At 71.7% G+C, this 14191-nt stretch carries 9 protein-coding genes; 5 read left to right on the top strand and 4 right to left on the bottom strand.

Features of this window, described 5'->3' with window-relative positions; translation table 11 throughout:
• Positions 1–62: 62 nt before the first annotated feature.
• Positions 63–4790 (top strand): wHTH domain-containing protein, encoded by a 4728-nt coding sequence (locus BLU95_RS07435; RefSeq protein WP_093859292.1) that lies wholly within the window; start codon positions 63–65, stop codon positions 4788–4790.
• A gap of 235 nt (positions 4791–5025) precedes the next feature.
• On the opposite strand, the gene BLU95_RS07430 is transcribed toward BLU95_RS07435, so the two are convergent.
• From BLU95_RS07430 to BLU95_RS07420, 3 genes are all read right to left on the bottom strand, one after another.
• Complete coding sequence (locus tag BLU95_RS07430; protein WP_093864699.1) at positions 5026–6684, bottom strand: alpha/beta hydrolase; 1659 nt, start codon at positions 6682–6684, stop codon at positions 5026–5028.
• 402 nt (positions 6685–7086) lie between these two features.
• Positions 7087–7818 (bottom strand): alpha/beta hydrolase family protein, encoded by a 732-nt coding sequence (locus BLU95_RS07425; protein ID WP_093859291.1) that lies wholly within the window; start codon positions 7816–7818, stop codon positions 7087–7089.
• A 231-nt stretch (positions 7819–8049) separates the two neighbouring features.
• Positions 8050–8874: an IclR family transcriptional regulator gene (locus tag BLU95_RS07420; protein ID WP_093859290.1), complete on the bottom strand. Its 825-nt coding sequence runs from the start codon at positions 8872–8874 to the stop codon at positions 8050–8052.
• 320 nt (positions 8875–9194) lie between these two features.
• Between BLU95_RS07420 and BLU95_RS07415 the strand changes: the two genes are divergently transcribed.
• The 4 genes from BLU95_RS07415 to BLU95_RS07400 all read left to right on the top strand — a co-directional run bounded on the left by BLU95_RS07415 (position 9195) and on the right by BLU95_RS07400 (position 12982).
• Entirely contained in the window at positions 9195–10505 is a 1311-nt protein-coding gene (locus BLU95_RS07415; RefSeq protein WP_093859289.1) for an extracellular solute-binding protein, read from the top strand.
• Between the two features lie 38 nt (positions 10506–10543).
• Positions 10544–11521, top strand: coding sequence for a carbohydrate ABC transporter permease (locus BLU95_RS07410; protein ID WP_093859288.1), 978 nt, complete (start codon positions 10544–10546; stop codon positions 11519–11521).
• On the top strand, positions 11518–12366 hold the full coding sequence (locus BLU95_RS07405) for a carbohydrate ABC transporter permease (protein ID WP_030396330.1): 849 nt from the start codon (positions 11518–11520) through the stop codon (positions 12364–12366). The genes BLU95_RS07410 and BLU95_RS07405 overlap by 4 nt, the downstream gene beginning before the upstream one ends.
• An 88-nt stretch (positions 12367–12454) precedes the next feature.
• A complete protein-coding gene (locus BLU95_RS07400) occupies positions 12455–12982 on the top strand; it encodes a nucleotidyltransferase domain-containing protein (RefSeq protein ID WP_093859287.1) in 528 nt (175 codons plus the stop codon).
• A gap of 63 nt (positions 12983–13045) precedes the next feature.
• Here the strand turns inward: BLU95_RS07400 and BLU95_RS07395 are convergent, their stop codons facing one another.
• A complete protein-coding gene (locus BLU95_RS07395) occupies positions 13046–13693 on the bottom strand; it encodes an alpha-ketoglutarate-dependent dioxygenase AlkB (protein WP_093859286.1) in 648 nt (215 codons plus the stop codon).
• Positions 13694–14191: the final 498 nt, after the last annotated feature.

The raw sequence follows: 14191 nt of genomic DNA, 5'->3' as shown, positions 1-14191 counted from the left end.
TTCGAGCAGGCGAAGCATGCGGTCGTGACGATCCACGTGCCGGGGCGGACGACGAGCGGACGATGAAGGGATCCTTCCGGGCACTGCTGATCGGCGTGCCGAAGTACCGTGACGAGCACATCACCGACCTCCCGTTCGTCCGGGACGACCTCGCCGAGCTGGAGGAGGCACTGTCCTCGGCCGGCTACGAGGTGGTCGTCCACGAGCCGGACGAGACGGACCGGGAGGGCATCGACGCCGCCGTCGAGACCTTCTTCCAGCGGGCCGCTGCCGGTCAGACGCTGCTGGTCTACCTCAGCGGCCACGGCATCCACCACGACGGCACGGACTACCTGGTCCCCAAGGGAGCGCTCACCAGCGCCCGGGACTTCCGCGGCAAGTGCCTGGCGCTCGACTTCGCCCCGTACGTCGAACAGAGCCTGGCCGGCGACGTGGCCGTGCTCGTCGACGCCTGCCGCGAGGGCATCGTGATGCGCGAGATGGCGCCGGGCAACGCCGTCGGCTGGTCCGAGGCGAAGGTCCGCCGGGTCGGGAGGCGGCACTACTGCCACGTCTACGCCTGCTCGCCCGGCGAACGCGCCCGCTACGCCACGGCGGGCGGGACCACGTTCAGCCTCTTCTCGCGGGCGCTCAGCACCGTGGTGGCGAGCGAGACCGGTCCGAGCACCCTCGCCGACCTCCAGGAGCAGCTCCAGACGGCCGTGGACGCGCTCACGAGCGAACACGAGTGCCCGCGCCAGCGGGTCAGGGTCCGCACCGAGGGGGACCTCGACGGCTTCGTCCTGTTCGAGCGGCCCGACCGCGAGCTCGCCGGCGCGGCGGGGGAGCATCCCTGGGTGGTCCGGGCCCGGGAGCACCCGGTCTGGCGGCAGGTGGCGGACGGCCCCGGCGCCGAGGCGATGCGTACGGCCGTGACGGCCCTCGTCGAGCGGCTCGCCGCCTCGGCGGCCGCCGACGACCGGGCCCTCGCCGACGACCCGTGGCGGCCGACCGACCTCGCCGAGCGGATGTCGGGCCGACTGGGCTGGCTGCTGTCCAAGGTGCTCAACGCCGAGAAGCTGGCGCTCGCCCCGGCCGAGGCGGCGCTGCTGGTGGCCGCGCCGTTCGCCCACGTGGCGTGCGCCAACCGGGTCGCGGTCGAGGCCCTGGCCGTGCGGCCCACCGATCTGGCACCGGCCGCCGCCCCCTCCCCGCTCCGGGCCGGCTACGAGCAGTTCGTCACGGGCCGCGCGCGGCTGGTCCGGCGCGCCGCGCAGGCCGAGCGCGGCGGCGACCCGGCGGGGGCGGCGGGCATCGCCTGGTGGCTGTTCCGCCAGTGGCTGGCGGGCAGACCGGGCGGCCACCACGAGAGCGTCCTGACCGCCCTGGGCGGACCGGTCGGCGCGCTCACCGAGCACCTCACGGCATCCGGAGACCGGGACCTGGTCGCCGAACTGTTCGCCCTGGACGCCCTCCCGAGCCTGCTGCGTTCGCTCCGGACCTCCTACGACACCACCGCGATCCGCCCGGTCCGCCAACTGGCCGGCGCCACCGAGGCGGAGCAGTACGTCCGGGAGGAACTGCTCGGCGCGCTGCTCGCGGTCGCGCACCACCTGGCCGTCGACCCGCTGCGGCTGCCGGACGTCGTGGTCGAACACCTCGGCATCTCGTACGCGGTCGACCTCGCCGAACTGCACGGGACGATCCGGGGCGCCCGCTGGGACCCGCGCGGCCGGACCAGGGTGCTCACCGCCGCCTGCCACCACCCCGCGGTCGGCCTGGCGCTCCGTCGGCACGCCGCCGCGCTGGACACCCTGCTCGGCGTGATCGACCTCCACGCCGGCGGCGACCCCCAGCTCGCCCCGCTCCAGGACCTGCCCGTCCACGCGACCGCCGACCAGGTCCACGCCGCCGCGGACGAACGGGGGCGACCCATCTACGAGTCCACCGACCTGCGGTTCCGGCTCGCGGACGACCGGATCCAGGAACTCCTGATGGGGGAGCAGCTCTACGGCGACCAGGCGCTGGCGATCCGCGAGCTGTACCAGAACGCCCTCGACGCCTGCCGCTACCGGGACGCCCGCACCACCTACCTCCGCCGCCGCGACCCGCACCTGCCCGGGTGGTCTGGCCGGATCGACTTCCGCCGGGGCGTGGACGAGCGCGGCCAGGCCTACCTGGAGTGCCGGGACAACGGCATCGGCATGGGCGAGCGCGAACTGCGCGAGGTGTTCTCCTACGCGGGCATGCGCTTCGCCGACCTGCCCGAGTTCCTCGACGAGCAGGCCGCCTGGCGGGCCGAAGGAATTGAGTTCCACCCCAACAGCCGCTTCGGCATCGGCGTGCTGAGCTACTTCATGATGGCCGACGACATCTCGGTCACCACCTGCCGCCTGGACCGCGACGGCCACCCCGGCGACCGCCTCCGGGTGGACATCGCGGGCCCGGGCTCGGTCTTCCGCATTCGGAATCTGGGACGGGGCCACGACGCGGGCACCGTCGTCCGGTTGCACCTGCGGAACCCGGGGACGGCGCCGTCGTGCACCGGGCTGCTGGGGCGGCTGCTGTGGATCGCCCCGTACGACGTGACGGCGGAGGACGGGGAGGAGCGGCTGGAGTGGGAGGCGGGGGTGCTGTCGCCGTTCGCGCCGCTCGGCGCGGAGGATCCGTACGCCGACACCGCGGTGCGGGGGAAGGACGTGAGGGTCGCTGCCACGGACCGCGCCGACGTGTGGTGGACCGGTGCCTGGGGCGGCATCCTGGCCGACGGGCTCTGGGCGGGTCTGCGGTTCTACGGCGCCGTGATCGACCTGAGCGGTACACGGGCGCCCAGGCTGACCGTCGACCGCACCCGGACCCTTGGTTACGACCGGGCCCATGCGCTCCGGTTGCTGCACGAGCAGATCCCGGCACTGCTGCGTGACGGCTGCACGATGCTCCACCACGAGTGGCTCTCCGCTCTGGTGGAACACCACTCGCTGCTCGCCGATGCGATCCTGGAAGCGGCGGTCTCCCACCGGTACCGGCCGTGGTCGGTGTGCGGGTACGAGGTGGACATCACCGTCGTCGGCTGCTTCCCCCGGGACTCCCGACTCTTGGAGGAACGCGGCGAACAGCGGACCTGGCCCGTCCCGAGCGGTTCGTCCAGGGCGTCGGAGCATGTGGTGAATTGGCGGATGCTCTCCTGGACTGCGGCCGGTGGCGTTCCCGGCGTGACCGGGGCACACGGGACCAGGCCCGTTCTCGCCCGGCCTACCGACGACTTTCTGTTGCGGTCGAACGGCGGGGAGCCTCGCCGTGAGCGGTTCGGATTCGACGACGGTGGCAGTCTGCTCGATCCGGCGGTACCCGTGCCCCTGGGGCACGTGCTCTGGGTCGCTCGGCGGGTCGGTCACCGACCGAGGGATGTGGTCGCCAGGTTGGCAGAGCTGGGATATGCCCTTCGGGACGGACAACGGGTGCCGGACCAGGTGGACGCAGATGATCTTGCGGTCCTCAGTCGACGTGTCGACGGTGGGCCGCCCTGGCTGGATCCCCTGGAGCCCGTGCCGCTCGGGCATGTCCTCTTTGCTGCCGAGAGGTTGGACCGGACGCCGGAGACCGTGGTGGGGCGAATCGAAGCGCTCGGCGTCAGCTCGACGGAGCACCTGGTGCTTCCGGTACCTCCCGTTGCCAGTAGCCTGTTGTTGCTCGAGCCGGGCCAGGAGCCCGAGTGGTTGAGCCCGGGAATGCCTTCTCCCCTGTGGCAGGTACTGGCGGCGGCTGACAGTACGGGCGGCAGCCCTCATGACGTGATCGAAAGTCTCGCCCGACTGGGTCACTTGTTCGATGGAACGGCTGTGCCGGATTCCCTTCAGAAGAACGACTACGAGCTTCTGAGTCGCTATCTCATGGCTGAAGGGCCGTTTCTGGGAAACGGTGAGGCGGTGTCGGCCTGGCATGTGATGGAGGCTGTGAAGCAGCTCGACCTCGAGTCGACGGAGGTTGTGGCCAGACTGCGGCAACTCGGCCATGCGGTGGCGGACGGGGTGCGAATCCCGATGGTCTTCGGCTACCGGGAAACCGTGCTCCTTCGTGGTGCCATTCACAACGAAGAGGAGGACGAGCCCGAGTTGACCACGGTCGGCGCGAGCGTGTCGATGGGCCATGTCCTCTGGTGCGCGGAGGAGCTGAACTGTTCGCCGACCGAAGTAGTCGCACGGCTGGGGTTGTTGGGACACTTCCTGCCCGAGGGTGCTGTGCCGCCGGATCAGGTGCACACTGACGACCGTCTGGTTCTCAGCACGAACCTTGACTGGCGTCGCCCTTGGTTGTCGGTGGACAGGCCGGTTCCGATCGGACACGTCCTCGCAGCTGCGGCGAAGCTGCGCCGATCGCCGGAAGACGTCGCTACCCGGTTGATGCGATACGGCCACCGACTGCTCAATGGTGCCGTCCTGTCCGGTTCGGTCGAGTTCGGCGATCTGCTGATGCTCAGTGCGCAGCGGGACGGTCAGGCACCGTGGCTGGTGCCCGGTCGGCGAGCAGGGATCTGGCATGTACTGGCCGCTGCCCACGATCTCGAAAGGGAACCCCGGGAAGTCGCTGAACGATTGGAGGTGCTGGGCCATCCGCTGCCGCCAGGGACGGTCGCGGCGCACGGAGCCGAGTACTTCGAGCGGGCGGAGGACGGTGTCGGGCCCGGTCCCGACCGGCCCCTCACGCTGGCGGAGGTGCTCCGGGCGACTGCGCGCGGGCACTCCCCGGCCGACACTGCCCGCCGCCTCCAGGACCTCGGCTTCACGCTCGCCGGCGACGTCGTCTACGAGTGACCCCCAGTCACCCGCCCTTTCCCCGTGGTTCGGACACCCGTTCCGACCTGGTAGTGTTCTTCCTGTCGCGAGGGAAACGAACGAAGCAGAATCCCTCGTCAGGCGTCAGCGGTGCTACCAGAGCACGTCCCACTTTCAGTGGGGAGAGTCCGTGCGACCCGGGCCTGGCGCTCCACGGTCGGACGGGCCCGGTACCTCTTCAGGTACCGGGCCCGTTCGCGTTCCTCCCCCAGGATCAGCGGAGCACGCCGCGGACGGCCTCGGGGTCGGTCGGGGCGAGCGGTGCCGCATCGGTCGAACCCGCCGTGCCGGAAAGGGACTTGGCGGCCGGGGGCGGGGTCACGTAGACCGGGTCGGGCTCGGCGCCGGGGGCGCAGGTCTTGGCGATCCGGCCCTTGCCGTTCGGCAGGCTGCCGTCGCGGAGGTAGGCGGTGAAGGTGTCGTCGAGGCAGGCGTTGCCGTGGAACAGGATCTCGTGGAAGCTGCCGCCGTCCTGGACGACGAGCTTGGCGCTGGGCAGTGCGTCGCGCATGGCGAGTCCGCCCTCGTAGGGGGTCGCGCCGTCCTCGGTGGACTGGAAGAGCAGCACGGGCGGCAGGCCCTTGCCGGTGATCTTCAGCCGGCCGGCCCGGTTGCCCTCGTAGGGCCAGAACATGCAGGCGGCGTTGTACCACATGTTGTTGTAGGTGTAGAAGGGCGCGACGGCGTCGACCCCGGCCTGGTCCTTCTTCCAGTACTCCCAGTCGCGCGGCCAGGCGTTCTCGGTGCACTGGACGGCGTTGTACGCGGGGAAGGAGCCGTCGTCGGCGCCGGGGGCCGCGTAGCGGTTGTAGGCGATGGCGAGCGGCCGGGTGTCGTGCTGGGTGACGAATGCGGAGAGCACGGTGGCCATCCGGGGCCAGCGGAGGAAGTTGTAGCCGCCGCCGTAGAAGGTGTCCTCGAACTCGGCCGGGCCGATCTTCCCCACGGCCGGGGCGGCGTCCACCGGCTCGGTCCGCAGGGCGGCCTCGACCTGGTCGTAGGCGCGCTGGATGTCGGCGGGGTCGGTGCCGAGGTGGTAGACGGAGTCGGCCTTGGCGGTCCAGGCGGTGAACGCCTCGAAACGGCGCTGGTGCTCCTTGTCCTGGAGCTTGTTGTGCTCGTACCAGGTGGTGGTCGGGCCGACGATGCTGTCGAGCACCATCCGGCGCACCCGGGACGGGAAGAGCTGTCCGTAGGTGGAGCCCAGTGAGGTGCCCCAGGAACCGCCGTAGAAGTTGATCTTCGGCTCGCCGAGTGCCCGCCGGATGCTGTCCATGTCGCGGGCGTTGTCGACGGTGGTCATGTGGGGGAGCAGCCAGGACCAGTCGGCCGCGCAGTCGGAGGCGTAGCCGGCGGCCTTCTTCAGCCAGGCCTTCGCGGTGCCCTGGTCCGGCCGGTAGTCGGGGCGTTCGGCGTCGAAGTAGTCGGGGTCGCAGACCACATGGGGTTCGCTGCCGTTGGTGCCGCGGGGGTCGAAGCCGATCCAGTCGTAGGTGGAGGCGACGTCGGCCGGGATCTGTCCGGCGATGAAGGCGGGCATCCAGAGGCCGGAGTTCCCGGGGCCGCCGGGGTTGAGCAGGATCGGGCCCTGGCGCTTGTCCTTGGGCGCGGTGGCCGGGAGCCGGTTCAGCTTGATCCTGATCTTGCGGCCGCGCGGGGCGGAGTAGTCCACCGGGACGTCGAGCATCGCGCACTGCAGTGCCGGCGTGGCCGGGTCCTCGCAGGAGCTCCAGGCGAGGGTGCCCTGTCCGGTGTCGGACAGCACGCTCCGGTCGTCGAGCCCGTCGACCCCGGGTTCGACGCCGACGGCGGCGGCGCCGCCGAGCACGGCGATGGCGGTGGCGGCGGACAGTAAGGTGATGACTTTTCTCATGGTGAGCATGATGTGATATGTGCAATGTCACATCCACTCAGCTGACGTGACGTTATGAAGCTGTGACGGCCCGGTGGTTCGGCGGCGGTGGCCGTTCGTGGTCCGGCGCACCCGCTCCGAGCTGGTAGTGTTCTTCCTGTCGCGAGGGAAACGAACGAATCAGAATCCCTCGTCAGGCGTCAGCGGTGCTACCAGAGCACGTCCCACTTTCAGTGGGGAGAGTCCGTGCAACCCGGGCCTGGCGCTCCACGGTCGAACGGCCCGGTACCTCCTCAGGTACCGGGCCGTTCGCGTTTTCCAGTGGCCCGGCGGCCCGGCCGCGCATCTGCCCGTTGCCCGGTACCCGTTGCCCGGTGCCCCGTGCCGGGCCCGGCGCCCGGGAAGGCGCCGGGCCCGTGCCCGTCAGGCGCGGGCCGGGAGTCCGGCGGCGCGGGCCAGCAGGGCGGCGGTTGCGCGACCGGCCTCGACGGCGTGCGGTGCGCGGGCGGCGACGCAGTGCCCGAGGGCCGGGTCGTACTCGGTCAGCACGACGCCCGCGTGGTCGGTGTCGGACTGGAGGAACTCGGCCGCCGGTGTCAGCAGCGCGGTGTCCAGGGCCCGGGTGGTGTCGGCGGGGACGAGGTCGTCCCCGGTGCCGTGGACCAGGAACAGCGGGACGGGGGAGGGGCGGTCGGCGAGGGCGGTGAGGGGTGCCTCGCCGGTGGTGACCGCCGGGCGGGCGTAGCTGGAGGCGATGCCGACGGCCGCGGTGGGGCGGCGGTCCTCGGGCAGGTCGCGCCGGGTGGCGACGGCTATCGCCTCCCGGCCGGACATCGACCAGCCGGCCAGGACGAGGCCGAGCGCGGTGTCGCCGCCGTGGTCGACGGCGTGCCGGTGGGTGTACTCCAGTGAGGCCAGCAGATCGGCGCGGCCGCTGTCCGCCGCGTCGGAGCGCCAGTCCGGGGTGAGCACCAGCAGGCCGTGCGCCGCCGCCTCCCGGGCGAGCGGGGCGAGTTCGAACCGCGAGTCGGGTGCCTTCCCGTGCCAGAGGAGGAGCACGGGCCAGGGCCCGTCGGGGCCGGCCGGGGGTCGGTGGACGTCCAGGAACCGGCCGGGGGCGTACTCGACGGTCTCGGCCGGGGTGGTGACGGACATGGGTGGTTCTCCTGCGGTTCGGGCGGGTGTTCCGGACTGGTACTGTTCTTCCTGTCGCGAGGGAATGATCTCTCGTCAGGCGTCAGCGGTGCTACCAGAGCACGTCCCGCTTTCAGCGGGGAGAGTCCGTGCGACCCGGGCCTGGCGCTCCACGGTCGAACGGGCCCGGTACCTGAAGCAGGTACCGGGCCCGTTCGCGTTTCCCGGGCCGGGAGAGCGTGTCCGCCCGCGTCACCCGACCGGACGGTCGGAGCCGAGTTCGCGGGAGATCCGCAGGCCTACCTGGGCGACCACCGGGCCGAGGGCGCGGACCCGGGCGGCGGTCATCCGGGAGGTGAGGCCGGAGACCGAGAGGGCGGCGGTGACCTCTCCGGTGTGGTCGAAGATCGGGGCGGCCACGCAGCGGACCTCGGGCTCGTTCTCGCGGTCGTCGATGGAGTAGCCGCGGGCGCGGATGCGGGCGAGGTCGGCGCGCAGGCGGGGCTCGTCGGAGATGGTCCAGGCGGTGACCGGACGCAGCCCGGCCGCGACCACCTCGGTGACCGCCTCCTCGGGGAGCCAGGCCAGGATCGCCTTTCCGGTGGCGGTGCAGTAGGCGGGGGCCCGGCTGCCGACCCGGGAGGCCATCCGGACGTTGGTCTCGTCCTCGACCTTGTCCAGGTAGACGATGCCGGGCGCCTGCCAGACGGTCAGGTGGACGGTCTCGCCGGCCTCGCGCTGGAGGCGGCGCAGGTGCTCGGCGGCGACGCTGCGCAGGTCGAGGGTGGACAGGTAGGCCTGGCCGAGCCGGAGCGAGCCGTGGCCGAGCCGGAACCAGCCGGTCTCCCGGTCGCGGTCGAGCAGGTGCTCGTCGAGCAGCGGGCCGGTCAGCCGCAGCACGGTCGACTTGTTGAGGTCGAGCGCCTCGGCGAGCTGGGCGAGCGGGACTCCGCGCCCGTCGCCGTGGTCGCGGACGTAGCCGAGGACGGACAGTGCGCGGCGCAGCGACGAGGACTGGTTGCGCTCGCCCGCCGCCTTCCGCGGTTTCCCGGTGGTGGCGGCGGTCTGCTCCGTCATCGGTCCGTTCCCCTCTCGTTCCGCCGTCCGACTGCGGCGGTTGTCGAACCGTACCCCCTACGGGCATGCGGGCCGCTTTTTCGATACAGCGTTGTGCACTGCAAAACTTCCCGAATCGGCTCTTGTTGGGCGTCCGCGCCCCCGCCTAACGTCCCTGGCATCGAGCAGGCGACGCCGCCCAGACGAGCGGCCGCACTGCCGTACCCACCCGCGTCACCACCCCCACATCCACCATCGGCCCCGGTCAGGGCCTGCTGCGACGTGCCCGTCCGCGACGGCGCGTCCCGGCGGCAGCTGTCGGGAGGGGAGGCTTCCCACCCATGCGCATCGTCAGACGGACCACCGCGGCCGCCGTCCTCGCCGCCACCTGTCTCGCCGCCGCGGCCTGTTCGCCCGGCACCGCCGTCCCGGCCGGCGAGAAGGCCGCCGACGACAAGACCGGCACCCTGCAGGTCTGGCTCTACAACGAGGCCGGCAACGCCGCCAAGGAGGCGGTGGTCGCCAAGGCGGTCTCCGAGTTCCAGTCGGCCCACCAGGGCGTCACCGTCAACGTCAGCTACATCGACACCGACGCCTCGGCCCGCGCCGCCAAGATGAAGGGCGCGTTCAACGATCCCAGCAGCGCCCCGGACCTGGTCGAGTTCGGGAACACCGACCTGCCCGGCTACGTCGCGGCCGGCGGTCTCGCCGAGATCGGCGCCGACCTCGACAAGTGGGCGGACAAGGGCGACCTGGACCCGGCGATCGCCAAGACCTCCGTGCTCGACGGCAAGACCTACGGCCTCCCGTGGTGGGTCGGCGTGCGCGCGCTGTACTACCGCACCGACCTGTTCACCGAGGCCGGACTGGCCGCGCCGACCTCCTACGACGAACTGGTCGCCGCCACCCGGAAGATCCACGCCGCGCACTCCGACACCTTCGGCATCGCGATCGGCGGCAAGTACACCTTCGGCGCGCTGCCCTTCGTCTGGGACGCGGGCGGCGACATCGCCGCCAAGGACGGCGACAAGTTCAAGGCGGCGATCAACTCGGCCGCCTCGCAGGCCGGGGTGAAGCGCTACACCGACCTGTTCGACGAGGCCGGCTGCCCGGCGCAGCAGTGCGCCGACCTCACCGGCGGCAAGACCGTCGACCTGTTCGCGGCCGGCAAGGCCGCCATGGCGATCCTGCCCAACTCCAGCCGCAGCAAGGTGGACGCGGGTGCGGCCAAGGACAAGTACGCCGTCGTCCCGCTGCCCGGGAGCAAGGCCGGCACCATCGCCCCGGCCTTCGCCGGCGGCAACAACCTCGGCGTGATGAAGGCGGCCAAGCACCGCACCCTGGCCGTGCAGTTCGCCCAGCTGCTGGCGAGCCCCGGCTACCAGGAGCAGATGTACGACGCGATGGGCAACCTGCCGACCCTGAAGTCGGTCAACGCCAAGGTCGCGGCCAAGGACGCCTTCCTGAAGCCGTTCACCGACACCATCGCGGCCGGCACCCGCTTCGTCCCGCTGGACCAGGCCTGGGCGCAGATCGACGCGCAGGCCGTCATCCCGACCATGCTCCAGCAGGTCGTCACCGGCAAGGCGGACGTGGCGAAGGCCTCGGGCGACGCCGCCACGCAGATCACCTCGGCCTTCGCCGCCCGCTGAGCCCGCCCCCCGGGGAATCCAGAGAGCAGGTCCCGCTCGTGTCCGCACCCACCACGACCGCCCCGGCGGCGCCGCCCTCCCCGAGCGGGCGGCGCCGGGGCGCCGCGGCGGCCGCGCCCCCGCGCGGCCGCCGCCGTACCCCACTGCTGCTCCTGCTGCCGGCGGCGGTCGTCATGATCCCGCTGGTCGCCTACCCGATCTACCAGCTCGGTCTGCTGTCCGTCCTGGACTTCGGGCAGGCGCAGGCCTCCGGCGGCGTGCCGACGAGCTTCGTCGGCCTCGGCAACTACCGGAAGATCCTGAGCGACGGGCAGTTCTGGTCGGTGCTGTCGCAGACGCTCGGTTTCGCCGCGTTCTGCGTGGTCGCCACCCTGGCCGTCGGCGCCACCCTCGCGGTGCTGCTGACCAGGGTGGGCCGGGTGCCCCGGCTGGTGCTGACCACCGCCGCGATGGCGGCCTGGGCGGCGCCGGCGATGACCGGATCGACGGTGTGGAGCTTCCTGTTCGACACCAACCTCGGTCTGGTCAACAAGACCCTGGTGAGCATCGGTCTGGACGGCTTCCACGAGTTCAACTGGTTCTACGACAAGTGGACGGCCTTCCTGATCGTCGGCGCCGTCGTCGTCTGGCACTCCTTCCCGTTCGTCATGGTGACGCTCTACGCGGGCATCAGGGCGATCCCGGCGGAGGTGCTGGAGGCGGCGGCGCTGGACGGGGCCAACACCTGGACCACCTTCCGCCGGATCACCGCGCCGATGCTCCGGCCGATCCTGACCATCGTGGTGATCCAGTCGGTCATCTGGGACTTCAAGGTCTTCACCCAGATCTACGTGATGACCGAGGGCGGCGGCATCGCCGGCCAGAACCTCGTGCTCAACGTCTACGCCTACCAGAAGGCCTTCGCCTCCTCCCAGTACGGGCTGGGCGCGGCCATCGGCGTGATCATGCTGCTGGTCCTGGTCGTCCCGACCGTCCTCTACATCCGCTCGCTGCGCAGGACGGGGAACGAACTGTGAACGCCCGTAGCCGCTGGCGCCTCGGCGCCAACACCACCGCCCTCCTGGTGGCCGTCGTCACCGCCTTCCCGATCTTCTGGATGGTGCTCTCGGCCTTCAAGCCGAAGGGCGAGGTGCAGTCGCTCGACCCCCGGCCGTGGACGGCCCACCCCACCCTGGAGAGCTTCCGCCAGGTGCTGAGCGTGGACGGCTTCGGGCGGTACTTCGTCAACAGCCTGGTGATCGCGCTGTCCGTGGTGGTGCTCTCCGCGCTGGTGGTCTTCCTCGCGGCGGTCGCGGTGACCAGGTTCCGCTTCCGCTTCCGCACCACCATCATGGTGATGTTCCTGATCGCCCAGATGATCCCGGTCGAGGCGCTCACCATCCCGCTGTTCTTCATGTTCCGCGACGCGGGCCGGTTCGCCCCGGGCATCGGCCTCAACACCCTGGCCTCGCTGATCCTGGTGCAGCTGGCGTTCTCGCTGCCGTTCGGGATCTGGATGATGCGGGGCTTCGTCGCCGCGGTGCCGGTGTCGATCGAGGAGGCCGCGCAGATCGACGGCGCGAGCCGGACCAGGATCCTCTGGACGGTGCTGCTGCCGCTGGTCGCCCCCGGGCTGGCCGCGACCAGCGTGTTCTCCTTCATCGCGGCGTGGAACGACTTCGTCTTCGCCAAGACCTTCATCATCAGCGCGACCGAGAACCAGACCCTGCCCTCCGCGCTGCTGGTGTTCTTCAAGCCGGACGAGAACGACTGGGGCGGCATCATGGCGGCCTCGACGCTGATGACCGTGCCGGTGCTGATCTTCTTCATCGCGGTGCAGCGCAAGCTGGTCTCCGGACTGGCGGGCGCCGTCAAGGACTGAGGACTCCCGGGGTCGGTCCACCGGCGGAGAACGCCGCGACGGAGGGGCTGCGCCGGGTGTAGCGTCCGGGCCCGTGGAGGTGGGGTCCATGGACCGGGAACGTGCCGACGGGCAACTCGCGCAGATCGCCGAGACGGTGGGCCTCGCCCGCCGTCTCGGCACCCGTGTCTGGCTACGGGGCGGGTGGGCGATGGACTTCTTCCTCGGCGCGCCGACCCGCGACCACGAGGACATCGACTGGTTCGCCCCGGCCGCCGACGCCGCCGCGCTCGCCGCCGGCCTCGGCGCCCTCGGGTACGCGCGGCTGGAGGGCGTTCCGCCCGAGCAGCAGCTGGACTTCGTCAAGGACGGCCTGGAGTCGAGCTTCGCCCTGGTGGACCTCGCGCCGGACGGCCGGGTGCTGGTGGCGGGCGGGCCCTGGGCCGGGACGGCCTGGCCGGCCGGGATGCTGGACGGGCCGCCGGGGCGGCTCGGCGGGCTGGTCTGTCCGGTCGTCGCCGCCGGGGCGCAGATCGAGATCAAGCGGATGATGCCGGTCTGGGACCCGCGTCGGCCCCGGCGGGCCAAGGACGCCGAGGACATCGCCCGGCTGCGGGCGGCCCTCGCCGGGGCGTGACGCCCCGGCGGGCCGACGCGGCCGCGCGAGCCCGACGCGCCCCCGGCGGGCCAGACGCCGTGGTCAGGAGACGCCGCGCGGCCGGAACTGGACGCTGATCCGGGGCCCCGCCGGCCTGGCAGTCTTGGGCACCGCGTGCTCCCAGGTCCGCTGGCAGGAGCCGCCCATCACCAGCAGGTCGCCGTGGCCCAGCCGGTGCCGGACCACCGGCCCGCCGCCGCCCCGGGGGCGCAGCAGCAGGGCCCGCGGCTCGCCGACGGAGAGGATCGCCACCATGGTGTCCTCGCGCTCCCCGCGGCCGATCCGGTCGCCGTGCCAGGCCACGCTGTCCCGGCCGTCCCGGTAGTAGCAGAGCCCCAGGGTGCGGAACGGCTCGCCCAGCTCGGGCCGGTAGTACCCGCTCAGCGCCGCCCGGGCCGCGTCCAGTACCGGGTGCGGCGGCGGGTCGTCCTCCCGGTAGGAGGCGAGCAGCCGGGGGACGTCCACGGTCCGCTCGTACATCTCACGCCGTTCGGCCCGCCAGGGCACCTCGGCGGCCAGCTGTTCGAACAGCCGGTCGGCGCCGTGCAGCCAGCCGGGCAGCACGTCCACCCAGGCGCCCGCTCCCAGGACCTCGCGGCGCACCCCGGTCAGCGGCCCGAGGACCGGGCCGGCCGGGCCGGTGTCGTCGAACAGGGACGGCTGGCGGTGGACGGCGGCGGTGCTGCTCATGGCTCCAGCCTACGCCTGAAATCGAACATGCATGCGAATGAAGAGGTGAACGGAAATGCGGGCGGGGTCCGGCGTCGGGGGTCGGTGAAGCGATTTCCGACCGGGTGCGATCGCCTGCTACTGTTCATCCCGTCGAAAGGAAACGATCTTCGCGAAGCGGGGACCGGGTCCGATCGAGCAGGCGTCAGCGGTGCTACCAGAGCACGTCCTACTTTCAGTAGGGAGAGTCCGTGCAACCCGGGCCTGGCGCTCCAACGGAAGCGGTCGTCCCCCTCGGGGGGCGGCCGCTTCTTCGTGCTGCGCCGGAGTGGACCCGGCGGTGCTGGCGGTTCCGGCGGTCCGGGGTGTCTTCGGTCCTATCGCACCCGTGGCCCGAAACCCATCGGCGTGGCCGGGAATCGGCCAAGGTCCCGTGCCAGGTGGATCGTCCGTTCGTACGACGTACGGGCGTCCGGGCAGCGGTGATGGTGGGCCTTCCGAGCTGACGATGCGTCAAAG

This window comes from Streptomyces sp. TLI_053 (assembly GCF_900105395.1).
In the GTDB taxonomy this organism is placed as follows: Bacteria; Actinomycetota; Actinomycetes; order Streptomycetales; family Streptomycetaceae; genus Kitasatospora.
The sequence above is the reverse complement of the archived record's forward strand: the minus strand, read 5'-3'. Positions and strand labels throughout refer to the sequence as shown.